At 53.1% G+C, this 25,004-nt stretch carries 22 protein-coding genes; 11 read left to right on the top strand and 11 right to left on the bottom strand.

Features of this window, described 5'->3' with window-relative positions; all coding sequences use genetic code 11:
• Positions 1-183: 183 nt before the first annotated feature.
• The 4 genes from D3D02_RS16110 to D3D02_RS16095 all read left to right on the top strand — a co-directional run bounded on the left by D3D02_RS16110 (position 184) and on the right by D3D02_RS16095 (position 4,163).
• Positions 184-1,308 (top strand): ABC transporter ATP-binding protein, encoded by a 1,125-nt coding sequence (locus tag D3D02_RS16110; protein WP_121570997.1) that lies wholly within the window; start codon positions 184-186, stop codon positions 1,306-1,308.
• A gap of 2 nt (positions 1,309-1,310) precedes the next feature.
• Positions 1,311-2,219: an ABC transporter permease gene (locus D3D02_RS16105; protein WP_121570996.1), complete on the top strand. Its 909-nt coding sequence runs from the start codon at positions 1,311-1,313 to the stop codon at positions 2,217-2,219.
• Positions 2,212-3,015 (top strand): ABC transporter permease, encoded by an 804-nt coding sequence (locus tag D3D02_RS16100; RefSeq protein WP_199723133.1) that lies wholly within the window; start codon positions 2,212-2,214, stop codon positions 3,013-3,015. Before D3D02_RS16105 ends, D3D02_RS16100 begins: the two co-directional genes overlap by 8 nt.
• 80 nt (positions 3,016-3,095) lie before the next feature.
• Complete coding sequence (locus D3D02_RS16095) at positions 3,096-4,163, top strand: zinc-binding dehydrogenase (RefSeq protein WP_121571008.1); 1,068 nt, start codon at positions 3,096-3,098, stop codon at positions 4,161-4,163.
• A gap of 39 nt (positions 4,164-4,202) precedes the next feature.
• On the opposite strand, the gene D3D02_RS16090 is transcribed toward D3D02_RS16095, so the two are convergent.
• The 4 genes from D3D02_RS16090 to D3D02_RS16075 all read right to left on the bottom strand — a co-directional run bounded on the left by D3D02_RS16090 (position 4,203) and on the right by D3D02_RS16075 (position 9,175).
• Positions 4,203-5,696, bottom strand: a complete 1,494-nt coding sequence (locus D3D02_RS16090; RefSeq protein WP_121570995.1) for an amidase family protein — start codon at positions 5,694-5,696, stop codon at positions 4,203-4,205.
• 11 nt (positions 5,697-5,707) lie between these two features.
• Positions 5,708-6,892 (bottom strand): PotD/PotF family extracellular solute-binding protein, encoded by a 1,185-nt coding sequence (locus tag D3D02_RS16085; protein ID WP_121570994.1) that lies wholly within the window; start codon positions 6,890-6,892, stop codon positions 5,708-5,710.
• A 57-nt stretch (positions 6,893-6,949) separates the two neighbouring features.
• The gene (locus tag D3D02_RS16080) at positions 6,950-7,762 is read right to left on the bottom strand and encodes an enoyl-CoA hydratase/isomerase family protein (protein ID WP_255410170.1); all 813 of its coding nucleotides are present in this window, start codon (positions 7,760-7,762) and stop codon (positions 6,950-6,952) included.
• 276 nt (positions 7,763-8,038) lie between these two features.
• Positions 8,039-9,175 carry an acyl-CoA dehydrogenase family protein gene (locus D3D02_RS16075; protein WP_158599393.1) on the bottom strand — a complete coding sequence of 379 codons (1,137 nt, stop codon included), beginning with the start codon at positions 9,173-9,175 and terminating at the stop codon, positions 8,039-8,041.
• A gap of 175 nt (positions 9,176-9,350) precedes the next feature.
• Between D3D02_RS16075 and D3D02_RS16070 the strand changes: the two genes are divergently transcribed.
• Positions 9,351-10,235, top strand: coding sequence for an IS1595 family transposase (locus tag D3D02_RS16070; protein ID WP_121570991.1), 885 nt, complete (start codon positions 9,351-9,353; stop codon positions 10,233-10,235).
• 53 nt (positions 10,236-10,288) lie between these two features.
• On the opposite strand, the gene D3D02_RS16065 is transcribed toward D3D02_RS16070, so the two are convergent.
• The 3 genes from D3D02_RS16065 to D3D02_RS20675 form a co-directional block, all read right to left on the bottom strand.
• Complete coding sequence (locus tag D3D02_RS16065; RefSeq protein WP_121570990.1) at positions 10,289-11,278, bottom strand: C-terminal binding protein; 990 nt, start codon at positions 11,276-11,278, stop codon at positions 10,289-10,291.
• Positions 11,279-11,362: 84 nt separating this feature from the next.
• Positions 11,363-13,063: a thiamine pyrophosphate-binding protein gene (locus D3D02_RS16060; RefSeq protein WP_199723132.1), complete on the bottom strand. Its 1,701-nt coding sequence runs from the start codon at positions 13,061-13,063 to the stop codon at positions 11,363-11,365.
• A 176-nt stretch (positions 13,064-13,239) separates the two neighbouring features.
• The gene (locus D3D02_RS20675; RefSeq protein WP_158599392.1) at positions 13,240-13,392 is read right to left on the bottom strand and encodes a hypothetical protein; all 153 of its coding nucleotides are present in this window, start codon (positions 13,390-13,392) and stop codon (positions 13,240-13,242) included.
• Positions 13,393-13,422: 30 nt separating this feature from the next.
• Between D3D02_RS20675 and D3D02_RS16055 the strand changes: the two genes are divergently transcribed.
• The 3 genes from D3D02_RS16055 to D3D02_RS16045 all read left to right on the top strand — a co-directional run bounded on the left by D3D02_RS16055 (position 13,423) and on the right by D3D02_RS16045 (position 15,956).
• Positions 13,423-14,337 (top strand): amidohydrolase family protein, encoded by a 915-nt coding sequence (locus D3D02_RS16055; protein ID WP_158599391.1) that lies wholly within the window; start codon positions 13,423-13,425, stop codon positions 14,335-14,337.
• Positions 14,334-14,693, top strand: a complete 360-nt coding sequence (locus tag D3D02_RS16050) for a Rieske (2Fe-2S) protein (protein ID WP_121570988.1) — start codon at positions 14,334-14,336, stop codon at positions 14,691-14,693. Before D3D02_RS16055 ends, D3D02_RS16050 begins: the two co-directional genes overlap by 4 nt.
• Before the next feature lie 126 nt (positions 14,694-14,819).
• Positions 14,820-15,956: an amidohydrolase family protein gene (locus D3D02_RS16045; RefSeq protein WP_121570987.1), complete on the top strand. Its 1,137-nt coding sequence runs from the start codon at positions 14,820-14,822 to the stop codon at positions 15,954-15,956.
• 7 nt (positions 15,957-15,963) lie between these two features.
• Here the strand turns inward: D3D02_RS16045 and D3D02_RS20410 are convergent, their stop codons facing one another.
• Together D3D02_RS20410 and D3D02_RS21660 are read right to left on the bottom strand one after the other, a co-directional pair.
• Entirely contained in the window at positions 15,964-16,353 is a 390-nt protein-coding gene (locus tag D3D02_RS20410) for a hypothetical protein (protein ID WP_147435644.1), read from the bottom strand.
• Between the two features lie 65 nt (positions 16,354-16,418).
• The gene (locus D3D02_RS21660) at positions 16,419-17,306 is read right to left on the bottom strand and encodes a DMT family transporter (protein ID WP_121570986.1); all 888 of its coding nucleotides are present in this window, start codon (positions 17,304-17,306) and stop codon (positions 16,419-16,421) included.
• Between the two features lie 91 nt (positions 17,307-17,397).
• Between D3D02_RS21660 and D3D02_RS16035 the strand changes: the two genes are divergently transcribed.
• The 3 genes from D3D02_RS16035 to D3D02_RS20405 all read left to right on the top strand — a co-directional run bounded on the left by D3D02_RS16035 (position 17,398) and on the right by D3D02_RS20405 (position 20,799).
• Complete coding sequence (locus tag D3D02_RS16035) at positions 17,398-18,819, top strand: aldehyde dehydrogenase (protein ID WP_121571006.1); 1,422 nt, start codon at positions 17,398-17,400, stop codon at positions 18,817-18,819.
• Between the two features lie 919 nt (positions 18,820-19,738).
• Positions 19,739-20,140, top strand: coding sequence for a TRAM domain-containing protein (locus D3D02_RS16030; RefSeq protein WP_121570985.1), 402 nt, complete (start codon positions 19,739-19,741; stop codon positions 20,138-20,140).
• 251 nt (positions 20,141-20,391) lie between these two features.
• Positions 20,392-20,799, top strand: a complete 408-nt coding sequence (locus tag D3D02_RS20405) for a hypothetical protein (protein WP_147435643.1) — start codon at positions 20,392-20,394, stop codon at positions 20,797-20,799.
• Positions 20,800-20,816: 17 nt separating this feature from the next.
• Here the strand turns inward: D3D02_RS20405 and D3D02_RS16020 are convergent, their stop codons facing one another.
• Both D3D02_RS16020 and D3D02_RS16015 read right to left on the bottom strand, forming a co-directional pair.
• Complete coding sequence (locus tag D3D02_RS16020) at positions 20,817-21,215, bottom strand: UPF0175 family protein (RefSeq protein WP_233560682.1); 399 nt, start codon at positions 21,213-21,215, stop codon at positions 20,817-20,819.
• Positions 21,216-21,402: 187 nt separating this feature from the next.
• Positions 21,403-24,960, bottom strand: coding sequence for a PAS domain S-box protein (locus D3D02_RS16015; RefSeq protein WP_121570983.1), 3,558 nt, complete (start codon positions 24,958-24,960; stop codon positions 21,403-21,405).
• Between the last annotated feature and the right edge of the window lie 44 nt (positions 24,961-25,004).

The following is a 25,004-nucleotide window of genomic DNA, read 5'->3' as shown; positions in this document are numbered from 1 at the left end:
GCTGATTTGGTGGTTTAACGCCTTGAATCGCTACGCCATCAGGCGATCAGGACCACTCTGGCTTGTTGCCTCCGGTACAATTATGAGGGACCGTGTGAATTTGTTTGCTATGTTGCGACGTCACACGAAAGGACGGGTAGTATGGACGAGTAGTTGCAGCAATTTCAGCCATCTAAACTGACGATGTCATCGCTCAAAACAGAGGGCTTGACAAAGCGGTTCGGTGACATCGTCGCTGTTGACGACGTTTCGCTGTCAGTGAATGATGGGGAATTATGGTGTCTGTTAGGTCCAAGTGGATGTGGCAAGTCGACAACCTTGCGTATGCTTGGGGGACTTGAACATCCGACTGATGGATCAATCTACCTTGGTGATCAAGAGGTGACTAACACTAGAGCCTACGAGCGAAACACGTCAATGGTGTTTCAAAGTTGGGCGTTGTTCCCGCATAAGAGTGTCCTCGAGAATGTCGCGTTCGGTCCGAAAATGCAGGGAGTCGAAAAGAGCGAACGGATCGAACGGGCCGAGAAGTATCTTGATATGGTACAGATGAGCAATTTTAAATCGAAGGCACCAACCGACCTCAGCGGTGGTCAGCAACAGCGCGTGGCTCTCGCGCGTTCGCTTTCAATGAACCCCTCCACTCTCTTGCTTGATGAACCACTGTCTAATCTTGATAAACGCCTGAAAGAGGAGATGCAAATTGAATTGAAACGCATTCACGAGGAGCTGGAAACGACTATGATTTATGTGACTCACGATCAAGATGAGGCGTTCACCTTGGCTGATCGAATCAGTATTATGAACAACGGCGAACTTGTGCAGGTCGGAACGCCACGAGATGTGTACGCCAATCCCGACAACCAATTTGTTGAGGAGTTCCTTGGCGATACAAATATGATCTCTACCACTGTCCAACAGGTTACCTCTGATTCAGCCGTAGCTACGACTGCGTCAGGTAAACACCTCACAATTCCTGTGCAGTCTCCAGAAAATCTCACAGAGGGGACCAACGTCCCAGTCTCTCTCCGGCCTGAATTCCTCGATATTGAGCGGCACAGTGACGCTAGTACCGACGCAATTCGATCGGACGGTACTGGGGACGCCTCGAGTTTTCGAGGCGAAGTTACGACGACACTTTATCGTGGATCGACAGTGCGAAATTACATCGACATTGGCAATGAAGAAATATTTGTAGAACGTCATATTAACCGGGGAGTCGAACTTGAGGGCGGTGACATCGTCACGATCAGTTGGGACCCCACGGACTTACTCTGCTTTGATGAGCGTAACGAGCGGGTGGCTTGATTATGAGCGTTACCACAGAGAGTGTATTTAATCGGATTGGCCGCTACCTCCAGCAGGGATCTAACAGAGCCAAACTTCTTCTAATCCCGACTGCCATATTTGAGCTCGTCTTCTTCGTGATCCCGCTGCTCTACTTGACCCGCATTAGTCTTTATCAACCAACGGGCTCGGGATCTTATGCTGCCGGCACCTGGGCAATTTCGAGCTATCTCAATGTGCTTACATCCTCGTACATTCATGGCATCTTCGTATTTACTCTCAAGCTTGCGGTCGTTTCAACAATCATCTCAGTCACGGTTGGGTTTGTCTACGCTTACGCCATCTGGCGCTCTAGTGGCATTAAACGGCTCGCGCTACTGTTCGCAACGGTGCTTTTGCTGTTGACGACGATCGTGGCCAAACTCTACGCATGGGTCCTGTTGCTCACCCCGGAAGGGTTAATCAACAACGTGCTTGTCGGAAGTGGACTCGTCGCCCAGCCGGTGCCCCTGATGAACAACTTCCTCGGCGTCGTCATCGGACAAGTGTATATCTGTCTCCCATACGCAATCCTCTCGATATACAGCGTTATTAGCACGCTCAATTGGGAAACTGTTGAGGCGGCCCGAGATCTCGGGGCGAGCCGGCCTCGCTCTGTGATTGAAGTCGTCGTTCCTGGTGCCCTCCCAGGTATTGCTGTCGCCACGGTCATTACATGGGCTTGGGGTGTCGGTGCGTACGCAGCTCCATCGATTTTGGGTTCCAGCACCCAACGAACCATTGCCATTGAGGTTGACAATCGGATGCTGACTGCGTTCAACTGGCCTGAGGCAAGCGCGATGGGACTGCTTATGCTTCTAATCGTACTCGCAAGCGTATTGTTGCTGTTTAATTTCTTGAACCGCTATGGAGGAGGTGTAAACGATGTTTGAACGCGAGTGGTTCGAGGCTGGGCTGTTCAAACTGTTCTACGTCCTCGTATTCTTAGCGATGCTCGCTCCGCTATTTATTATCGCAGGCTCTTCTCTGGCACAATCTGGCTACCTTCAGTTCCCGCCTAGCGAGGTCAGCCTTACTTGGTACTTTGAGTTCCTCAACGATGACCAGTGGCTCACCGCGGTGAAGAACAGTGCTATTACAGCTTCGGGGACAGTTATCCTTTCGACAACCCTCGGCGTAACAGCCGCACTCGGTGTCCAGGGTGCGGACTCGCGGTGGACAAATATCCTCGTTCCCCTTGCGCTGTTGCCCTTGCTCATCCCAGCAGTCGTCATCGGGGTCACCTTGCTGATGTTCCTGAGCCGCTTCAATCTGCAGCAGTCGTATCCGGGTATTGTACTGGCTCACTCACTGTGGGCGACACCGCTTGTATTCTTCATTATGCAAGCGGTGCTGTCCCGGTTTGATTGGGAACTTAGAGACGCTGGCCAGGATCTTGGCGCTGGTCCGTTCCGCACGTTCTTTGAGGTAGTGTTACCAAATATCCGCCACGGGATCTTCGCGTCGGCTATTATTGCGTTCATTATCAGCCTTCAAGAGTTTATTATGGCTCTATTCCTGTCGGGCTATCAGACTCGAACGGTTCCGGTCTTGGCTTGGGTGTCGCTCCGTCAGTCGCTCAGCCCACTCATTAGCGTCGTAACGACAATTCTAATCCTCGCCACTCTCGTGCTGGTCGTGCCCGCAGCGGTGGTGCTCGGACTTGAACGTCTTGCGAAGCAGCTGTAACCCATCTGAGGTTTTTGTATTCGGTTTCGGCCCTCATATTATGCATAATTTTTTATTTTTATCCCGAATTGGTACAGATGATGCAAGCAGTCTTGCTTGAGGAGTTTGGCGAGCCGCTCAACGTGACCAATGTCGAACGTCCCACTGTGAACCCAGACGGCGTCGTTGTAGAAGTCGAATGTTGTGGTGTCTGTCGGAGTGATTGGCACACTTGGCAGGGTGACTGGGATTGGCTAGACTCCCGTCCGACTCTCCCACACGTGCTGGGCCACGAACCCTGCGGTACTGTAGTTGAGACCGGAGACGAGGTGACCTCCCGATCTGTAGGCGACGACGTTGTAATCCCGTTTAATCTTGCCTGTGGAGAGTGTCTAGCTTGCCGGAATGGCTATGAGAACCGGTGTGAGAACCGCATTGACCTCGGGTTCTCCGATGAAGCTCCAGGAGCATTTGCTGAGGAAGTTCACGTTCCACGTGCGGATATCAATACGACTCTACTCCCAGATGTTATCAGCGCTACGGCAGCGGCCAGTATCGGCTGTCGATTTATGACTGCCTATCGTGCAATGGCCCACCGCGCTGGACTTGGACAAGGAGAAACAGTTGTCGTCCACGGTCTAGGTGGTGTTGGTCTCTCAACCGTCCAAATCGCCCAAGCGCTTGGATGTCAAGTCATTGGCGTTGACCTTACTAACGAGAAACTCGACCGAGCAGAAGACATTGGCGCTGATATTACCGTTAATGCCGCAGACGTTGACGACCCTGCAGCTGAAGTGCGAGCGATCACCAATGGTGGGGCCGACGTAGCTGTTGACGCCCTTGGGATCTCTGAAACGTGCCGAAACGCACTTTCATCGCTTGATACTGGCGGACGTCATATTCAGATTGGTCTCACAAGTAATGCGGAGGGAGGAACAGTTCCACTTCCTGTCGACCAAATTGTGACTGGTGAATTGGAGCTGTACGGGTCCTACGGCCTGCAGCCGTCTAAGTACAGCGAGTTGCTGGATTTGGTGACCACCGGGAAACTTGATCCCGGTGCCCTCGTCTCTGACACAATTGATATCCACGACATCCCCGGCACTATGGAAGCAATGACTGAGTATAATACAATCGGAATCCCAGTCTGTACTGAATTTTCAGAGTGATTCAAAAGGAGATGCTAGAGGCCAAGTAATCTTCCGTCTCTATGTTCTGGAGCGTTCTACTGCTCGTGCTGCCTGAAGCACGGTTTTGTCGTCGAAAGTATTGCCAACAAACATCAGTCCAACAGGCAAGCCGTCTACACTTCCACAGGGCACTGAGACGGCAGGGTGTCCTGTCAGATTGAATGGAGCGGTGTTTCCGAACATATCGATTGAACGCTCAATGCGCCGCTTTAAGGACAAATCGGGATTGATCTTATGAGCAGTCTGTGGTGTCGTTGGCATCGCCAGTACGTCCACTTCGGCTAGCGCTTTGTCGTAGGCAATTCGCAAGTCGTCTCGTACCCGTTGAGCATAGCGATGGTATCGGCCGTGGTAGTTCTCAGCCAAGTAGCGTCCAAGCGCGATCGAGAGGCGCATTGCTGCGGGAAACTCATGAGCACGGGTCCTGCGTGCCTGCGCGAACGCTGACGCGAAGGCATCGTCGTAGTTGCCACGCCTGTAGTAACCGGCACCTTCGTCCCGTACGAGTGCTGCATACGACTCAAGGACGATAGTATTGTAAATCGCAAATCCGTCAGCGTGCAATGGAACCGAGACTGACTCGACAGTGTGACTCTCAGCACTAAGAGTGTTCAGCGCGTTCTGGACCTTCTCAGACACAACCTGGGACCCAACGTTGCGATCAAAAGCCTCTTCGAGAATGCCGATCGTAAGCGATTGGTCGGTGTGGATCGCATTACTTGCTCTCGTGGCTGGTATTGTCCCTTGCCGGGAGTCGGAAGGATGCGTTCCTGCCATCACCTCGAGTGCCAGCGCACAGTCAGCCACCGACTGGGCCATTGGGCCGATATGGTCAACCGTGGGCTCAAGACTTACCCCACCGGTGTAGGGGACCAGTCCAAAGGTCGGTTTGTGTCCTACACACCCAGACCACGCTGCAGGTACTCGTACTGACCCACTTTGGTCGGTACCGACCGCCAGATCAACCGTACCGTTGACCACGGCTGCGGCACACCCGCTAGAGGATCCCCCAGCGAGGTACGAATTGTCGCGAGGGTTGGGCACAGGCCCGTAATCAGCGATCTCACCGCTGCCGGAGTAGGCCATCGACTCAAGATTGAGTTTACCGACCACAGTGCCACCAGCAGCCAACAAGCGCTGCACTGCGACAGCATCTCGGGGAGGTATGAAATCCTCCAGCGCAGTTGATCCACACGTCATAGGAACGCCGGCCACAGCGATATTATCTTTCACCCCGATGGAATACCCTCGAAGCGGGCCGTTGGAAGCACCTCCAAGACAGAATCTGGAGAGGAACGGCCCTGAATCGTCTACGGTCCAAGTCTTCTCTACGTCAGCAGGACTGCGGTCCGGGACGGGCGTTCGATCGGCAGCCAGCGATGCTACCCGGTCGTGGTCCGCTAGCCACGATTCTGCCAGTGATTCGAATACGTCTAGTTCCTCTTCAGTGGGCGGTGCAAAAAAGTCAGCAGAAATTCGACGGAGACGCTCTCGAGACGGTGGTTCCACCATTGCGGAGGATCTTACGACGTCTTTAGCTTCTGGAAGTTGTCGCTGAACTTTGAGGAGTAGTCGCTTAGGTAACTCCAATCAGGGAACGCGAACGTATTTTTGTACTCTTCATTCGATTGTGGGTAGTCCTCTGAGGTCAGATCGGAGTACTCGACACCTTTTGTGGACATCAGTAGGTTAGCCGAGTTCGTCCACTCTGTTTGAACTTCTGGACGGAGCATAAAGTTCAGCAGCTCTTCTGCTTCTGCCTTTTTATCAGTCCCACGGACGGGACAATAGTGGTCAAAGTAGGCTGTAGTCGTCGGTGGCAGCACAGCGTTAACATTGTCTTGCTCTTGAGCCTCCTGAAGTGCCGTCCCGTAGTACCATTGTGCGATGTTGACCGTACCCTGACGGAATAATTCCCAAATCTCAGCGCCAGATCCGTACCAAGCTTTCACATCGAAAGCCTCCAGCTGATCAAAGACAGCGCTGTGGCTTGACTCATTGTAGATCTCTTGGGCACCGGTTTTTTGATCGGCCGCAATAGCACCAACGTGCAAGGGGTAAACGTAGAACCCACCTTCCATACCGACTTTTTCAGCCTCTTCTAGGTCTTGCCAATTTGATGGCTCCCAGTCGATGTTGTCGGAATTGTAGATGAGCGCCATCGGAGACCCGTCTGTTGGGACGCCATACTTTGTCGTCCAGAACTCTTTGAGGTACGGATAAACGTTATCGATGTTGGGGACATTGTCGTAATTTACCTCCATAAATAGATTATCCGCCATCCCTTGATGGTAGAAGTAGCCGTCAGTAATGGAAACATCGTAGGGAGGGTTATCAGCTGGTGCAGCCTTGATTTTTGAGAGGATTTCGTTCCAGCCTGGAATCACTTTTAGAGTGTTTCCAGTTTCCTCTTCATACCTTTTTTTCACCGTCTCTCTGAAATAGTCAGCATAAGTCCCACTCCACACTGAGACCCTGAGGGTTACTGACTCATCGCCCGTGCTTCCAACTGTCTCGCCCCCGGAGTCAGTTCCACTACCGGAAGACCCAGAACTGCTTTCAGTTCCTGATCCCCCGCTGCCGCCTGAGCACCCGGCAAGACCCGCTATCGTAGCTGCAGTCCCTGCACGAATGAATTGGCGACGGTTGACTCTTCCTGAGTTGTTTGACTCTACGCTGTCGGAGCTCTGTCTGGTTCCCGTCATCATACCACATATCAATGAACAAGTATATAAAACCCAGGTTGTTATTGATATTTTATATTTTTATCTCCCCTGCCAACTGGGTTCTCGATCAGATCCAAATGCTTCCGAACCATCTTGATAGTCTTCGGTATGTAACAACGGTAGGTATGTCTTGTACTCATACTCAGTCCCGTCTTCTAGACCAACGTTTCGTGACTGATTGATTGCGTCTTTGATTGCGCGCACCGCAAGAGGTGGCTTGCTTGCTAAGGTTTCTGCAAATTCGGTAACTTTGTGCTTCAGGTCATCAGCGGTGTGAGCATAATCAATTAGTCCATCCGCAGCAGCTTGAGTCCCAGAAACGAATTCACCAGTCATACAGAGCTCCTTCGCACGGCTCGGTCCAACAAGCAGTGGGAGCCGCTGAGTTGTGCCAACTCCAGAGGGGAAGATACCAAGGTCTATTTCTGGGAATCCAAGTTCACTAGATTCGCTTGCAATTCTAAAATCACACATCAACGCGAGTTCTAGACCTCCACCAACACAGTAGCCATCAATCTCTGCGATCACTGGCGCGCCAAACTGCTCGATAGTGAATAGCGCTTCACGAAATGAAGAGGCAGTGAATGGATAGCGTTCTCCACCGATGTCATCAACGTCGACTCCAACACAAAAGGCCTCGTCACCCGCACCAGAGATAATCAAACTCCGCACAGAAATACGGTCACCATCTCGATCAAGCCGATCGAATGTCTCGATGGCCACTGGAAGTTCGTTGAGCGTCTGTTCTGACATAGCGTTCAGAGAGCCGGGACGATCTAGGACAATCCGTCCGACTCCGCTCCCCTCGTCGAACCGACACTGAATTGACTCGAATTGGTCGCTGTAGTCCATTGGCATACGCTTTCGATATTGCTGACCGAAGGTATGTAAAGATTCTCTGGGTTTATTATGTAGTAACCAGGCAGCGTATGTCTGACTTAGCCGGCCCTATAGAAGACAGAAAGAAACAGAGATAGAACTCACCCTATGGGTTACAGCTGCTTCCAGAAGGCTGGACAACCCAATACGACAAGACAAGATCAATTAGCCGCTGCGATAGTCACTCCAATGTCTACGGCGACCCTCCGGCCTCAAATTTGAGCGGAGAGCTGTCGCCGTAGATGCCACTCACTCGTCGAGAACAGATTCTGCGATGATCCCCCGCATAATCTCATTTGTACCGTCGTAGATCTGCGCAATTTTCGACCATCGCAGGTACTCTTCAACGAGGTACTCATCAAGAAGCCCGTATCCTCCGTGTAATTGAACCGCATCGCTCGCCACTTCTTCGGCCAACTGGGCTGCCAGCAACTTTGCCATTGCTGGCTCCTCTGCGAGTTCAACGTTCTCCTCAAGGTCACGAGCGGTCTCGTAAGTGAATGTTCGGAGCGCCTCTAAACGGGCTTCGTACTCTGCGATCCGGTGTCGAACTGCTTGCCGATCTTTGACCGGCTTACCAAAAGTTTCTCGCTCAGAGGTGTACTCGATCGTTCGATCCAGTGCTCCGCGCGCCGCCCCGATCGAACTTGCGGCAATTTCAAGCCGACTACCATTCATCGTCCGCATTGCTTGATAGAACCCATCCCCTTCCTCACCGATCCGGGCATCAACAGGAACCGTAGCATCATTCAGTTCGAGTCTTCCAAGTGCCATCGCTCCTGGCCCAGTGAACCCTTCAAGCTCTTCGCGATAGAAGCCCTCGGTTCCTGATTCAACAACGAAAGATGAGAGTCCTCTGTGGGGTGGATCCGTATCTTCTGTTCGCGCGAAAACGAGTACAGCGTCGGCGATGTGTCCGTTCCCAATGAAAATCTTCTCGCCATTAAGCACATATTCGTCACCATTGCGGACGGCTTGGGTCTCGGTGTTTGCGAAGTCCGAACCGCCACGCGGTTCTGTCATCGCTGCCCCGGTAATGATTTCACCATTTGTAACTGGACGGACCCACCGCTCGGCTTGTTCTTCGGTCCCATCATTCGCAATAATCTCGCACCCGAACATTGACCCTGTGATGGCTTCTGCGATCCCAGGGTCAGCTGCGTACAGCTGTTCCCGCACCAAGAGACTCCCAGTAATTCCGAGCCCTCCACCTCCGTATTCTGCAGGGAGTGACGCAGAGGTAAGTCCTTCTCGGGCGGCTTCTCGAACGATGTCTGTTGGGTGCGTACTTGTTCGTTCGTGCTCAACTGCTGCCGGTTCAATCGTCTCAGCCGCGAACTCTGCTGCTCGCTCTTGAAGTGCTGACTCCGCTTTTGACAGCCTCATACAATCTTCACTTCGTTCGCACATTCAAATATGTACGGGTGGTAACACGCCGCTTTGGGCTGCGCAGCTTGGAGTACTGAAATACGCTCTTGGGTAGAGGATTGTTGGTGAGTTCTCAGCAGTAGCTGGAAGTCACAGCGGGCAAGGGTGACGCGGCCGCGTCACCCGACGAACAATGTTCCCTATCAAGACGTTCGTCTCGGAGCGTCGCGCCGCGAACCTGCTGGAACAGGTTCGCTGGCGCGACGGCGTCTATTGCCCACGCTGCCGTGGCGAATCTGTGATTCGGTACGGCAGCTATCGCGTGTTTCAGCGGTATCTCTGTAAGGATTGCGACCGCACGTTCAACGATCAGACCGGCACGATCTTCGAACATTCTTCGGTGGCGCTCAGAAAGTGGTTTCTCGCCGTCTACACCTACATCCGCTTCAACACAAGTCTCAGGCAATTAGACGTAGAGATTGACGTTTCATACAAGACGATCTACCGGCGCGTCCAGCGCTTTTTGCGAGCGCTGGACGCGCCTCGACTACAGCTCGAAGGCCCCATCGAGATAGATGAATTCTACGTGAAAGCAGGTCTCAAGGGCCGCGAGCGCGACCAGCCGTCGCGCTCGCGTGGCCTGTCTACGCGCGGACGTGGAACATACGCTGAGGACAAGCTCCCTGTGTTTGTTCTCGCTGATCGCGGCAGTGGTGAACGACACGTGATCCCAACGAAAGCCGCGACCGAATCGAGGATTCGACTCCTGCTGGCCGACCGCCAGCAGGAGTCGTTAACCGTCTACACAGACGGCTTTCGGGCATACGATCCACTTGACGAGGACAACGCATTCACCCGTGAATACGTCGTCCACGGTGACGGCGAGTACGTCGATGGAGACGTTCACGTGAACACCTGCGAGAGCCACGCGTCGCTGGCGCGACGGTGGCTCTCGCCGCATCGAGGTGTCTCTAAAGACAGACTCACGCCGTATATCCGAGCGTTTCAGCTCCGTCGAGAAGTGTTCCGCAAACCGGGGAAAGAAGCGCTCAAAACCATCCTCGAAACTGCGCTATGACTCACCAACAATCTCCGCCACAAGAGCGACTGAAATAAGAGAATTTGTACAGACTATCGAGACTCGAATGCTTCAGGATTCACCACACCGTCGACGGCTTCACCCCTATAAGCGGCAGCAGCAATCTGCGATCCGCGTCGCCGGACTCGCTCAACAGCGTCCGGAGAAAACCAGGCTGCGTGAGGCGTTACGATCGTATCAGGGTGGGTTACAAGCTCGTTATTTTTTTCAGGTGGCTCTGTTGCGAGCACGTCAAGACCCGCTCCTCGGAGTGGTCCATTATCAAGTGCGTCAACAAGCGCATCTTCGTCAACAAGTCGTCCTCGAGCTGTGTTAATTAGCACCGAGTTTTCGGCCATCCGCTCAAAGACAGAGGCATCGAAAAGTTGCTCTGTTTCGGGAGTTAACGGTGCGTTTAGTGAAAGGAGGTCGGACTTCTCAACAAGGTCGTTGAACGACACAGGGTCTGGCCCAGCGTCGCGTATCTCTTCATCAGAAAGGTATGGATCGTGGGCAATTACATTGAATCCAAAATCTTCTGCGCGTTTCGCGGCGACACGCGCCTTTCGACCAAATGCAAAGAATCCGAATGTCTGTGTCGTTGCCGTCTTTACAGGCCCGGCCGCGCGCCAGTCCCACCCGCCGTTAGCGGTGTGTTGTTCATACTGGGGCAGACCACGAAGAAGTGCCAGACCGAGCGTCACGATATGTTCTCCAACTTCTTCGTCACAGTATTGCGGCACGTTCGTTACTGCCACGCCCCGATCAGTTGCTGCTTCTACGTCAACGTTGTCGACGCCTGTGGCATAGCAAGAGACGACTGAGCACTCAGTAGCATTCATCACTTCTGCTGGAACTGCTGCATAGTGGGTGAGGATAATATCTGCCGTCCCAACTTGGTTTGCAACTTCTTTTCCGCTTGCGTCTACAGCCTCGAAAGTCATTGAATCGAACTCGGACCCCAATTCGGAGCGTTCGATCTCCAGATCTTCAAACCCATCTGGGTCAATGTGCACCACTCGAACCTGTGTCTCAGGAGACATCACATTCACACTCAGGCGACGGCAACATACGTCTTTGGGTTGTCAATTGTTTGATGGTTGATGTGATGACTGAGTCGAGATTGCTTAGTCGTGTATTTTTGCGTCCACTACGGTGGGATTTGCTGATCCGATCGCTGAAGTCAGCGTCTCCACAAGGTTCGAGCGCTTGCTCACTCGGTAGCCGGATGCACCGTGGCTTTCAGCATTGGCCGCGATATCAACGGCTGGGTCAAAGTCCATTCCCACGTAGTCGTGGTCGTCGTCTGTCCCACCGTAGATGTCGAGCATACCGTCTTTGAGAATTCGGTAGTTCTCGTTGTTGGGAACAACAACTGTCAAATCGAGATTGTACCGTGCTGCACTGTATAATGACTGCGGGTAGTACAGGTATGAGCCGTCGCCGAGGAATCCAACAACGGAACGATCACTTCCTTGCTCTCTGTGTGCCACTGCAGCCCCCACCGTGGCAGGAAGACTATAGCCTAACCCACCATTCTTGTTTGAGACGAATTGTTCGGGCCCTGGCTCCCAACGAGATAGAAGAGCGAACTTACTGGTATTGCTCTCATTAAGTACGTAACTATCCGGACCGACGTCTGCAAGCGCATCCGCGAGGGCTTCCTTTGAGATCGCTCCGTCGGAGCGATCTTCTCTACTAACGTCAAGCAGGGATAGTATCTCATTACGCCGTTCTGGGATACGTTGCTGGCGCTTGTTGCATTTGTCCTCCGAAATGTCAACCTGGTTCGCTATCTCACGCATTACCTCCTCAAGTCCACCGATGACTGCGACGTCCGCCGGTTTATTCTTCGCAATATCAGCCTCATCAACGCTGACATCTACTATCGTTGCATCTGACGGTATGTAGGGGTCATCGTACGGAATGTATGGCGTGTTCGTCGTACAGCCAACGAAGACCAAAACATCGGAATCAAACGCTACCCTCCCCATATCGGGATCGGGTGAGAGATACGACACCCACTGGTCGTGTTCCGGTGGGAAGTTAATCTCACAGGTGTTCATCTCGCTGTAGACAGGGCTTCCGGTCGCTTCGGCAAGCGAAATACCTGCCTCAATGGCACCTGGGCCAGCCCGCGCGACCCGATCTCCTAAGACCAGAACAGGATCCTTAGCAGCTTCAAGCGCTTGTGATGCCGCTTCGATCTGTGCCGCGTCTCCTCGACCAGGCGATGGAACTGCGCCAAGTCGTTCAGGCGAATCAGTCGTCTCCGCACTCATTACGTCCATCGGGAGTCCGAGAAACACCGGGCCCATTGGAGGAGTCAGCGCTGTCTTAACTGCTCGCCGCACCATTGTGGGAATGTTCGAGACATCTCGTATCTCAGCGCTCATTTTACAGTATTCATCTACCATCCCCGCGAGCTCGCCAGATAAAATCGGCTCCTCATACTGGAAATCAGTACTATGATTTCCTGCAGTGACAAGGAGGGGTGCCCCAGACCAAGCCGCGTTTTGCACATTTCCGAGTCCGTGCGCTAATCCTGGTGCGACGTGGAGGTTCACCACACCAAGCGGATTAATTGATGAGTCGTAGTGGGAGTGGTATCTGCGTGCACTCGCGTACCCTCCAGCCATTCCCACTGCGATATCTTCGTGGAGGCCAAGGATATACTCCAGGTCTGAGCCTGCGGTAGCACGCATAATGGGCAGTTCTGTCGTGCCGGGATTACCGAATAGGTGTGTAACGCCGTATGATTCCAGCGCTTCCACGAATAATTCGGCACCCGTAATGGGTTCAAATTGCATGGTAGACGCCAACAGCATACATTCTCGTGTACGCCACTACTAAAAGATGTTTGATCTATCAACATATTAAACAGCATCACTCAAGGGGGTTGTATCTGTCGTTACGTTGAAACGCTCACCTCGACACAACTTTTTTAAATTGGACGCACGAGACTCAGACAATGACACAGAGTGCCAAACAGCAGTCGCTGACGTCACTCGATGACATTGACGTCGTTGTTGACGCCGACGCGCACGCACAGGCCTCTTGGGCCGACATCCGTGCTCATCTCGATGACGGTCACGAGCGCTTCGAGTCGTTCTTTGAGTCGTCGCCAGCGCCAGGGACAGAGATGAATCTCTACCATTCACCGACTCCGACGTACCTATATGAGGATATGAAACAGGAAGAGGTGGAAGGAGGTGGGTTGTACAATGATGCTAAGCTTGAAGAGACGGCTGCCGTGACTGAACGCATTGGGGTTGACGCAGGGGTTGCAAATCCGACACTCATACTCAACCTCAATTTCATCCGAGAACGTGACTACGCTGTCGCGATTATGCAGGGATATAATGATTGGCTCGTTGCAGAGCTTGACCAATACGACAATATGGTCGGTAACCTTGTGGTTGCTCCCCAAGACCCACACAGATCGGCCGAAGAGATCAACCGCCTAGCTGACGAACAGGATATCGCCGGGGTGCAGCTATTAGGCACGGCACTTGTTCCTCCAGCAGGGCACGCCTCGTATGATCCGATCTATGAGGCAGCCGAATCAAATGACCTTCCCATCAGTATGCACACAAGTGGTGCTGGTATGAAGCCGTTCCCAGAGCAATCCTTCTGGGCAGAAACATACGCAGAGGATCACGTCACACAGCATCCGTTTGCACATATGGCAAATGCATCCTCGTTGTTGCTTAATGGCGTCCCTGAGCGGTTCCCAGATCTCACATTCGTATTCCAGGAAGCAGGTGTGGGCTACGTTCCGTACTTACTCGGTCGGCTTGACACTGCTTACCACGAATTCCCCTCAGAAATACCAGCTCTCTCAAAGCCGCCAAGTGAGTACGTCTCCGACACATTCTATTGGTGTACGCAACCGCTTGGACATACGGCCCAGACACCTCGACATCTTGCGTGGCTCATTGAGCTTATTGGTCCGGAGAATCTGATGTTCGCTGCAGATGCACCGCACCCAGACTTCGATACTCCCGAAGAGCTCTTTGACCGAGTTCGAGCTTATTTCAGTGCTGATGAAGTGAATGCAATGATGGGAACAAATGCGATGGACGTTTACGATATTGTATGACCGAACGTTACGCTGTTGCTGACGTCAACGCCCTTGATGAAGATGGATCGCGTGTGATTACAGAGATTGATGGACAAGAGATTGCTGTCTTCCGGCATCGCGGCGAGTATTATGCCCTTGCAAATTATTGTATTCACCAAGCTGGCCCCCTGTGCGAAGGTGCACTCAGCGGAGGTATGACCACGGGTGAAGACGGTTGGGACTGGGTGTACGATGACGAGGAACGATACGTTGTCTGCCCGTGGCACGGATGGATGTTTGATATTGAGACTGGTAAGAGTCCCAAAGACGAGCGCTATGGGGTACCCACGTATGATGTTGAAATCGAAGACGGAACCATCTACGCCGTTCGGTAACTGACTCTTTGTAGCAGAGCCTCTGCTTTTTCCTTTTCTGTGTGACAACAGATCCGGATCCGAATTCGGCCGGTTGGCTGAGTAGGCACGATACTATTATGAGGCCGCGGGTATCCACTAGCCAATATGCTAGAGAGTGCATTGCACGTTCCCGAAGAGGAACAAATCGGGAACGTCGATGAACTTGACCGTGTTGTCGATGCTGATATGCAGGTTCAAGAGACCCCTGCTGCACTCGTTGAGCATATGGATGACTCCACTGGGGCTCACAGAGTTGTATCCTTGACAGACCTACAGCACGATATGATCTACGCTGGGCCGTCGAGTTATCCATTATACGAGTACAAACGAACCAATGGAAGTGGGGATCCTGTGGCTGAGAGCTCTGTTGATGAGGTGATCGGTGCTGATGACGTCGCTGGTCGGGCCGCAACTGCTGATATTGATGCGGGAGTAATTAACCCGACACTCAACCTTGGCCTCTCAGAGGTCAACAACGACCGCTTCGCTGTTGCCTTAGCAAGTGCGTATAATGATTGGCTGTTATCACAGCTAGATGAACATTCAAACCTCGTAGGAAACGCTGTCGTCGCACCCCAACATCCAACTCGAGCCGCTGAGGAAATTGACCGACTCGCTGATGAGGACGACATTGTCGGTGTTCAGTTACCCGCCAGTGGCCTTCTTCCCCCGCCGGGGCACCGTCAGTACGAACCCTTGTACGATGCGGCGGAAGCGCACGATCTCCCTATCGCAATGAAGTCTACTGTTGGAAACAAGAGCTTCGGACAGCAGTATTGGTGGGCACAGTCATTCCCAGAAGACTTTGTCTACCAGTACGGATTCGTGCAGATGCGGAACCTCACATCGCTTCTCTTTGAAGGTGTACCAGAAAGATACGATATTGACTTTGTGATTCAAGGGGCAGGAGTCGGCTTTGTTCCGTTTATTACCTACCGGTTGGATGATCACTACCTCGAACTCGGATATGAAATTCCGGCCCTATCGAAACTACCCAGCGCGTACCTTTCAGAGTCATTTTATTGGACAACTCAACCGATGAATCAGCCAGCTCACGGGCAGCCACAGTTCGCTGCAATGGTGAATATGGTCGGCCCCGAGAACGTGCTGTTCGCTTCTGACCTGCCACAGGGTGTTTCTGACCTCCCGGAGGATGTTCTTGACCGCCTGTCAGAAACTCTCACTGCCGGGGAGCTTCAGAAAGTTATGTCAGAAAATACAGAGCGAATATACGGACTCTGAGGCCTTCTTATTCCTCAATCGCTTCTGTGATAGATTCTTCGAAGTCTTCCGCTGTCAGTTCGTACCGTGTGTTGCCGGATTCAGTTCGAGTATGCTCAACCGAAGTGGCTACCTCGCCATCAACGAGTATTTTCCAAGATCCACCGTCTTGTGGATCAACCGCGCGTATGCGGATATCGACGTCGTAGGTCGTCTCAAGCCGGTCAATGATATTTGTCGTCACTGTCCCATCTGACAAGCGTGGGGGACGGTAAGGCCGCATCTCATGTTCGCGGAACACCTTGATATTCTGGGTCCACCAGTCAGGATGATCGTCAAGCTTACCAGCGTTATAGGGAGAATCCTCGTCAAATCCTGGTGGCAAGTGTGCCGGACGCGGGGGATCTTTTTCAGACATTATTCATTCATTATTTTCCACCAATATAAATGATCAAGCCGGTGACGAGCCTCTTGCTGAGATCGCTAAAATGCTGTGATTGCTGCGCCGAGGACCGTAAGAAGCGCACTTACGATGGTCCGGGAGGTAACGTTCTCTACGTCTGTCAATACCACATAGGCAAGAGCAGTCGTGAACAGAGGAGATGTACTTACGAGTGGGGCAACAATGACGACAGGACCGTTTGAAAGCGCAGTAAACATCGTGAACACAGCGGCTGCGTTTGCGAGTCCAGAGCCCACGAAGTACATATCAGAGGGACTGGGTGTGGTTATCGCATCCGTGTGGAACATAAGGGTATGTCCAACAACGAGCGGCAGTGCACTAGTTAAATTGATTGTTGCGGCTTCCAGCGGTGTTGCAGCCGACGTTTGGAACCCAAAGCGATTTAATACGTTGCTTACAGCAGCGAACACTGCAGCAGCTAGCGGGAACAACAACGCTGTGGAGGCTCGGGACTGCAGATTTGTGCTCCCAGAAAGAGAGAGCAATCCAACACCACTGACAATAAGCACGACTCCTGTAATTGTCGTCGGTGTTAAATTCTCACCCAATGTAAGCGCGGCGAGAAGGGCCGCAAATAGTGGCTGGGTATAAAATAGAACGTTGCTCACGCTCGCACCTACCCACTTGATACCACGAAACCACAGCAACCACGCCATTGATGTTCCAATCACACCTGAAATTGCAAAAATAGAGATTGTCTGGATGGGGAGCTGTGTTACTAGACTGTGTACCGTACCGCGTGCTAATGAGAGAGCCCAGAAGACAGTTGCACCCACAAGGAGAACAATCAACGTTGCTCGGCGTGGTTGTCCCCCTCGCTCCATACCAAGTTTAGAGAATATCGGTCCAATACCCCATAGAACGCCTGAAATGACTGATAGGGCAACAACCCCTGTTACACTCGTCATTAACTCTCAGTGAAACAAATCCAAGGGCAGTAAAAAAACGTTGGGAGGGATTGACAAAAATTTATGCCAGTGAATGTCAAACAGCGTGCTGATGAAGCCGTTATACATTAGTGGCGAGTGGATTGAACCTGAGACTACCCCGATTCGGGCAGAGTCCCCAATTGACGAATCAGAGCTCGGGAAAATTGCTACCGGGACTACAGACCACGTTGACGAAGCTATCAACGCAAATGTCAAGATAACACGAGAGTTCCGCGAGACTAACGTACACGAACGCGCTGCAGCCATCCGTACAGCAATGGACTTCCTAGAACAGCGTGCCGATGAAATCGCCGAAACGATGAGTGTGGAGGTTGGGAAACCTCTTTCTGAGGCTCGTGAAGAGGTTTCGAGTGCCATTCATTCGGGACGAGCATACGCAGCGGATGCAATTCGGCTCTCTGGAGATACCACCCGGTCGCAATACGATAACCGACATAATTTCACCCGCCGAGAACCGTACGGACCGACTAGTATCATTACTCCATGGAACTATCCATTTGAGATCCCCTTGGATCATCTGTCAGCCGCACTCGTCACTGGAAATCCGATCACGTGGAAACCAGCATCCGAGGCCGCACTGACTGCCACTCACATTACTGACGCTTTCGCACAGACGTCACTTCCTGATGGAGCCTTCAACTTCATTCCTGGCGCAGGGAGCACTATTGGGTCCGCACTGAGCAGCCACCAAGACGTGCGGCTCATCGCCTTCACTGGGAGTACTGATGTTGGTCAACGTATCGCTGCAGACGCCGCCGACAGAAGTGCTGAGTGTCTGCTTGAGTTAGGTGGAAAAGATCCTGTGTTAGTACTTGACGACGCAAATATTCCAAAAGCTGCAGATGCAATCGTGATGGGAAGCAATTATAACTGTGGACAGTCCTGCTCGGGGACTGAACGAGTGATCGCTACTGAGGCCGTCTATGAGGACCTCGTCACCGCTGTTTGCCAACGTACTGAAACCCTCACTGTTGGCGATCCTCGAGACGACGAAACCGACATCGGACCTCCAATCAATGACGATATTAAAGAAACGATGCGCGAACAGATCACTCAAGCCGTCGAAGGGGGCGCACGTGTAATTACAGGCGGATCTATCGGCGATCGCTACATTGAGCCAACTGTATTAGCTGACGTGACTCCAGATATGCGAGCTGCGGCCGAGGAAACGTTTGGCCCGCTCACTCCAATCATCCCTGTTTCAGATCGCGAAGAAGCCCTCAAAGTTGCGAATGACTCCCGATATGGACTCCAGGCGGCCGTATTTACAGAATCCATTCAACACGCTCACCAAGTAGTCGATCGTCTCCAGTCAGGTGGTATCGTAGTCAACGGCACAAACAATTTCTGGGAGCACCAATTACCGTTTGGTGGATTCAAAGAAAGCGGTAGCGGTGGCGAATACAAGGGCCATTGGCACCTTGAGGGAATGACGCAGCTGAAGTCAGTGGCAATCGACTACGGTGAGTAATTGTTTCTACGCCTAGTCTGTTTTTGTCAAATTCGAGTTTATTAACAGCAATCATATACACGGATAATCTTTCGTAAACTAAGTTAGCCGAGTGGGGAACATTCAGCGGCGGACAAATTAGAATTTCAGTAAGAAGAACTCGATGAAACGGTTCGCGAATCACCTGTGGAGGCCAGCATCGGCGCGCCGGTGTGTCCCCTGTGCTCATCCAAGAGTATCTTGAAGAGACGCAACACCCAGAATTTATCGCCGAGCTATCGGCGGTTCCTGGAAAAAGTGGGATAGACTACTGTAAACTGTACCGTCCAGCCGCCAAAGTCAACGAAGACAAGTGGAAAATATCCTACCACATAGAAAGTTCTGGCGAGGACAGACGCTACCGTAGTCTGTTTCGATCAAAACTAAGAGATCCGTGCAAGTTGAGCCCCGTGTCGTGGGTGTCCGGACAGCATACGACATTAGTTGAACACTCTGGCAACGCGACAGGACGTGTCTGCTGGCTGCGACCACCGAGAATGATGATCGCACGTTGTCCGGACCGAAAAATACGTCACCGCCAATCACGCGTGAAATATCAGTTTAGTACTATACAAAGAATTTATAGAAATTTGGTTCGTTTTGAATTGGAGTGTCATATCTTCAGGCGTCTGCTGTCACGGACCTAGTAGTCTGTAACGGCCTCACTTTGTGTCGTTACCGGTGTATTCTCCATTTCAAACCAGTTAAAGAGAAGAATCAGACACTTCGACTAGCAGTCTAAATGAATAACGTTGGTACGTCACGGTGGCAGGCCTAATCAGTATCTACCTGACATTAATGTATATCAGTTTGTATTAATTGTCTTGTATCAGTTAAATTTATATTTACCAATGTGCTGGACAGGTGGTTTTTAAACCCTGCACGGTAGAGTTAGTCGTCTATGGTTGAGATTTCAGAATCGCTTCGGTCTGTTCATAGTGTCACTCTCGAAGAAAGAAATGGAGAGTACGTTCTTGAGGTCCCCTCTGACCAAATCACGCACGACACTCTTTCAGCTGGTGAGACATATCGAGTCGCAATCTTAGACACGGTCACTACGCCTGTGGAGACAGAATCTACACAGAAGCAGGATCAACCGGTCACCCCGCCAGTCACTCAGGGAGAGATTCGGCGGGTTACTATCGAAACAGTCGGCGATCAGGGTGACGGAATTGCCAAAGTTGATCGTGGCTTTGTGGTAATCGTGCCTGAGGCCGAACCAGGCGATGAGCCACTGGTGGAGATCAGCCAAGTAAGACAGAACGTAGCGTTCGCGAACCCTGTTGACCGACACACTCCTTGAATCCTCTTCCGCGTAAATTGCCTCGGGGTCAAGCCCCGGGGCTTTCGCGTGGACCGAGCGGTGGGAGTTTCAGGTTTGGAGTCCAATCATCGGACTCCCAGTTCTTTCGGGCACAAGTATTCCCATAGCATCGAACTGGTGGACTGCTGGCAGTTATTACTACCACGGGGTCAGCTACTCCGTTGGCAATCTACGCATTGCCTTCCGAAATGATCAGTAACATATATCTATTATCTAACTAGATTCCGACTGTGTCCCCCCACGACGACCTCCACAACGGCGAGCAAGAACTCGTCCAGTATCTTAACGATGATCTCGGCGAGTATTTCAACCTCGCAGTCGCCTACGACGATTCTGATATTCGGACGCTCTATATCGCTCCCACTGCGGAAACAGAAGTCACGAAAAGAGATGAGATATATTTGGATGATCTGCATTCTCTCGTCGCTGATTTTCGAGATCAAGAGACTCCGCAGAACGAGTTGCAATCAGCCATACTTGGAGAGTATCGGTGCACACTCTATTTATATCGTGACTGGCTGTTGCTCCATTATCAGGACGCTGATGAGGGAGTCATCATCGGCGTCGATGCTCAAAGTGCGTCACACCTTCGCAGATTCCTCGATGATCTCTCTCCGGTTGTGTCTTCAGTGGTTTGAGTGAGTGCACGTGGCATTTACTCGACGTCGACGCCCCAGGCGTCGTGATCACTGGTTACCTCGGTCAGCACCTCACCATCATAACCGTCGAAGTTGAGCTCACGTGCTGCCTCTACCTCGTAGGTTGCGTCGTCTTCGTCAACAAGCCCGAGGCGAAGTTCAACGCCGTGCTCACGGAGGATGTCACGCATCGTCCAGCGGTCGACATCAGCGAGTCTCGCAGCATCACCGAGTGTGATTCGCTCGCGTTCGTAGAGGGCCACCGCAGCTGCAATCCGTTCGTTCTTATGGTCCTCGAAGTATTCACGCACGAACTCGCGCAACGCATCGCTCTTTCCCCCGAACACACCAGCCTCGACAGCCCCCTCGATGAGGAGGTCGAGGTCATCTGGGTAGGAGCCGGTGATTCGTGCCATCGTTCTATCCGTGACTACGTCTTCATACTATTTATCAACAGCCCAAAATGCCATATGCCGTCAGCTACCTCCCTGCAGCGTCGAAAACGGTGCTGTTCGATGACGAACTATCTTCAGATGGTGAGCAATAGCACTCACGACCGCACAACGAGGAAACTGAGCAACCGAGCGTTCCGAACGTTCGTCGCTATGAGGGTTCAGCAACCCCTGCCGATTGCGTGGGCGTTTCGTTAGCGAGCCGGATCACAACCGTCCCCCCCGCCGCCGATGTCTGCTCTCGGCGTATCTCGCCGCCCACCAATTCTGCAATCCACCGAGTGAGCCAGAGACCGAGTCCGCTTGCGTGCGACAGTTGTGTGATGTCTTCATTGCCGACGACGACCTCCCACTCACTGTCGGGGATACCAGGGCCGTTGTCGCTGATCCGGACCTCCGCCCAGTCGCTCTCGTTCGGGACCGTCCGAGCACTAACGATAACCATCGGGCCGTCAGTGTGCTCGATCGCATTTTCAATCACCTCTTCAAACGCCCGAGTGAGAATCTCGTTTCCAGTAACCCACAGCTCTTCGGGAAGGTCCAGGTCGATGTCGGCTTCTGCATACTCGGCTTGCTTTTCAGCAGCCGCCTCCCGGAGGAGTGGGACGACATCTGTCGCTTGGGTGTCGTGCTGGCGTCTACTGAGGATCCGTTCGAGGTCTTTGGCTTTCTCGCTCAACGTCGCCACGGCTTCAGCGTTCGCGCGAAGTCGCTCTGCGTGCTCAGTAAGCTCCTCGTCGTCAATCTGGTCGGCCAGATACGTCGCCATTCCCATGACGACATTCATATCGTTTCGCAGGTTGTGCCGCAGCACCCGATTGACCACTCCCAAGTACCGTTCGCGCTCTTTCTGGTCGGTGATATCTGTGTACACTGCAAACGCGAACTGCTCGGCATCAAGTGCGTAGGGGATGCTCCGAACAAGGAAGTCACGCCGGCCATCTGCTGTCTCCCGTTGGACGTTGACGCGCACCTCTGTATCGGTCTGTGTACTCTCATACAGGATGCCAGCGTCCGGTGCGCGTTCGTCAGGAACGACAAGTGTGTTCAGGTTCATACCACGAGCTTCCTCCGTGTCATAGCCAAAGACAGCAGTAAAGGCCGGATTGCTGTATTCGACAATCGGCTCTTCGTTTTCGAATCGCACCTCAACCACCGGGTCAGGAAGGTTCTCGAAGAGCTCCCGAAACCGCTCGCGCTCGGCTTCGAGGTGGGTACGTGTCGCCGCGAGTTCGCCGATGTCGTGCAACACGGCCGCAATCGCGACACTGCTCCGATCCGATATCGCCGAGAATTCGAATTCCACAGGCCGGCGTTCACCGTCGCCTAGCAGAACTTCGGTTTCCATCGTGAGCCGTTTCTCAGGGGGCGATGTCCGCACGTCTCGCAGTGCCGCGTCCACGGATCCCCTCTCATCCGGCGGTATGAGATCGGTGAGTGCCGTCTCAGCAAGTTGGTCAGGATCCCGCCCGAGATACCGCGTCAACGGTTGCGTCACGAAGGCCAACTCTCCGCCCTCGTTCAGGAGGAAGACTTTCTCGTCGAGTTGGTCGAGAATCCGTTGGAGTTGGCGCATCTCCAGCTCCCGATCGAGACGATCAAGCGCGCTCGCGGCCGTGATCGACAGCAGTTCCACAAGGGCAGCGTCTTCCTCGCCGAACGCACCTGGAGTCATCGACCCGATGCCCAGCACGCCGTGCTCGCCGAGCGGGAGAAACATCGCCGATTCAACCGGTCCGTACTCGATATTCGTCGCAGCAGACAGATCGTCGATCACTACCGGCTCCTGTGACTGGAAGGCATCCCCGATCACTCCCTCGTCGTCATCGAACGTCGGCGGATCGGGCACGTGTTTGTGTGCCTGCGAGGAGTATCTTGTCGGGGGGAGTGCCTCGGCGTTGGTATCGTGGAGCCGGACTGACGTGAGTTCATATCCGAAGACACGCTCCATCTCGTCAATGATCGCCGTGAGAAGCTCCTCCTCGTTTGCGGCTTCGATGAACGCCCGTGAGGCGTCGAGAAGCGCATTAAGTGTCCGTTCACGCTCCTTGCGCTCAGTCACGTCTTGGGCCGCTCCCCGGATCGTCACCACGTCGCCGTCCGCGTCAGTAATCGGCACCCCCCGGACGCGGAGCCAGCGGAGATCATCTTCGGACTTCCAGTAGCGCAGTTCGACGTCGAATGGTTCCTCTGCTTCGATCGCCTCCGCAACAGCGCCCTCAATGATCGGTCTGTCGTCCTCGTGATAGACATCTAGCGCCTCATCAAGTACGGGTTCCTCGTCGTACTCGACGCCGAGCAGGTCAAAGAGGTGGTCAGTCCAAAACACCGCATTCGTTTCGACATGTATCTCCCATCCGCCGACATCGGCGACACGTTCTGTTTGGTCGAGCAGGTTTCGGAACCGTTCGAATTCGCGTTCGCGCTCCTTCCGCTCAGTGACATCCGTGAAATACACCGACAGCCCCTCTTCGTCCGGATACGCCCGCACCTCGAACCAGACATCCATTGGTTCGAAATACTCCTCGAAGAAGACGGATTGCTGCGTCTCGAAGGCATCGTGATACTTCTGGAAAAATGTCGTCTCGACGGCTTCGGGGATGTTCTCCCAGAGATGTTTCCCCATCACGTCGGCGTCCTCACCGAGCCCCATCGCCTGTCGAAGCACCTCCGCACCCACCTCATTGATGTAGGTGACACACCAGTCAGTATCGACAGCGAAGAACGCATCGTCCACCCGTTCGAGCGTGCGCTGAAGTCTGTCTCGCGTCGTCGCAAGCTCATCACGGTACTCGCGGTGTTCGAGTTGTTGGCGCAGCCACTGCGCCATAATCTCGATCAGGGCTCGTTCCTCGTCGGTGAACTCGGTCTGACGTGGATCTCGATCCGCGAAACACAGCGTCCCGTACAGGTCGCCGTTGACGTCGAGTCGGGCACCCAGATAGCAGCCCAGCCCGAACTTCTCGAAGGCAGGATCGTCTGTCATCTCCTCGGCTGCGTTCTGTACCGCCACTGGAGCGTCGGTATTCGTGTCTACCGTTCGGCGACAGTACGTTTCCGAAAGGTCGGTTGATACACCCGCCTGAATCAAGTCGTGGTCTCCTGCCGCCGCAACGACCTCGAAGTCACCTGCGTCCTGCTCAATCTGGGCGAGAAACGCGATATCAACCTCGAACACGTCGGACCCGAATGCGAGCAACTGATGGACTTGCTCTTTGAACGTCGAGTCTGGGTTCGCCGTGATTCGGTGGAGTCGCTGGAGACTATCCTGACTTGCTGCCAGCCGTGATTCAGCGGTGCGACGTTCACGAACCCGCGAGACGACAGATTCGATCTGATTGGCGACAAACCCTGTATGGACCTCGCCGTCCCGCATTTCGATGAGCCCTGTGGCTGCGCTATCAAGCACGTGGTCAGCGTGTGCGGTCCCGGTCGCAATCAACACCGGCAGTTTCGGGTACTCGGCGCGCAAGGCCGAGAGGATTTCCACGCCATCCATCGTTGGTGGGCTATGACGCGTCAGGACACAATCGATCTGTTCGGTCGCAAGCACAGTTTGGGCCCCCTCAAGCGTCGGGGCAGTCTGAAGTACAAGGTCGTTCCGTTCGTCGGACGTGAGTTGGGACGCGAGATCGATCCCAGTTCCAGTTGAGGGCTCGATTACCAAGACCCGTATGGAGTGTTCCTCGAGTTCGTCGTCAACCGGCATCTACTGTAAGAAACTCGAACTGAACATTCATAACCGTTCTGCAG

It is taken from the genome of Halobellus sp. Atlit-38R (genome assembly GCF_003665925.1).
Classification (GTDB): Archaea; Halobacteriota; Halobacteria; order Halobacteriales; family Haloferacaceae; genus Haloquadratum; species Haloquadratum inordinatus.
The sequence above is the reverse complement of the archived record's forward strand: the minus strand, read 5'-3'. Positions and strand labels throughout refer to the sequence as shown.

What these genes read in the sequence shown, in the direction of transcription:
- D3D02_RS16110 (WP_121570997.1), top strand. Translation starts at nt 184, where the DNA reads ATGTCATCGCTCAAAACAGAGGGCTTGACAAAGCGGTTCGGTGACATC.
- D3D02_RS16105 (WP_121570996.1), top strand. Translation starts at nt 1,311, where the DNA reads ATGAGCGTTACCACAGAGAGTGTATTTAATCGGATTGGCCGCTACCTC.
- D3D02_RS16100 (WP_199723133.1), top strand. Translation starts at nt 2,212, where the DNA reads ATGTTTGAACGCGAGTGGTTCGAGGCTGGGCTGTTCAAACTGTTCTAC.
- D3D02_RS16095 (WP_121571008.1), top strand. Translation starts at nt 3,096, where the DNA reads ATGCAAGCAGTCTTGCTTGAGGAGTTTGGCGAGCCGCTCAACGTGACC.
- D3D02_RS16090 (WP_121570995.1), bottom strand. Translation starts at nt 5,696, where the DNA reads ATGGTGGAACCACCGTCTCGAGAGCGTCTCCGTCGAATTTCTGCTGAC.
- D3D02_RS16085 (WP_121570994.1), bottom strand. Translation starts at nt 6,892, where the DNA reads ATGATGACGGGAACCAGACAGAGCTCCGACAGCGTAGAGTCAAACAAC.
- D3D02_RS16080 (WP_255410170.1), bottom strand. Translation starts at nt 7,762, where the DNA reads ATGGACTACAGCGACCAATTCGAGTCAATTCAGTGTCGGTTCGACGAG.
- D3D02_RS16075 (WP_158599393.1), bottom strand. Translation starts at nt 9,175, where the DNA reads ATGAGGCTGTCAAAAGCGGAGTCAGCACTTCAAGAGCGAGCAGCAGAG.
- D3D02_RS16070 (WP_121570991.1), top strand. Translation starts at nt 9,351, where the DNA reads ATGTTCCCTATCAAGACGTTCGTCTCGGAGCGTCGCGCCGCGAACCTG.
- D3D02_RS16065 (WP_121570990.1), bottom strand. Translation starts at nt 11,278, where the DNA reads ATGTCTCCTGAGACACAGGTTCGAGTGGTGCACATTGACCCAGATGGG.
- D3D02_RS16060 (WP_199723132.1), bottom strand. Translation starts at nt 13,063, where the DNA reads ATGCTGTTGGCGTCTACCATGCAATTTGAACCCATTACGGGTGCCGAA.
- D3D02_RS20675 (WP_158599392.1), bottom strand. Translation starts at nt 13,392, where the DNA reads ATGGTAGAGATTCATCTCTGTCCCTGGCGCTGGCGACGACTCAAAGAA.
- D3D02_RS16055 (WP_158599391.1), top strand. Translation starts at nt 13,423, where the DNA reads ATGAAACAGGAAGAGGTGGAAGGAGGTGGGTTGTACAATGATGCTAAG.
- D3D02_RS16050 (WP_121570988.1), top strand. Translation starts at nt 14,334, where the DNA reads ATGACCGAACGTTACGCTGTTGCTGACGTCAACGCCCTTGATGAAGAT.
- D3D02_RS16045 (WP_121570987.1), top strand. Translation starts at nt 14,820, where the DNA reads ATGCTAGAGAGTGCATTGCACGTTCCCGAAGAGGAACAAATCGGGAAC.
- D3D02_RS20410 (WP_147435644.1), bottom strand. Translation starts at nt 16,353, where the DNA reads ATGTCTGAAAAAGATCCCCCGCGTCCGGCACACTTGCCACCAGGATTT.
- D3D02_RS21660 (WP_121570986.1), bottom strand. Translation starts at nt 17,306, where the DNA reads ATGACGAGTGTAACAGGGGTTGTTGCCCTATCAGTCATTTCAGGCGTT.
- D3D02_RS16035 (WP_121571006.1), top strand. Translation starts at nt 17,398, where the DNA reads ATGAAGCCGTTATACATTAGTGGCGAGTGGATTGAACCTGAGACTACC.
- D3D02_RS16030 (WP_121570985.1), top strand. Translation starts at nt 19,739, where the DNA reads ATGGTTGAGATTTCAGAATCGCTTCGGTCTGTTCATAGTGTCACTCTC.
- D3D02_RS16020 (WP_233560682.1), bottom strand. Translation starts at nt 21,215, where the DNA reads ATGGCACGAATCACCGGCTCCTACCCAGATGACCTCGACCTCCTCATC.
- D3D02_RS16015 (WP_121570983.1), bottom strand. Translation starts at nt 24,960, where the DNA reads ATGCCGGTTGACGACGAACTCGAGGAACACTCCATACGGGTCTTGGTA.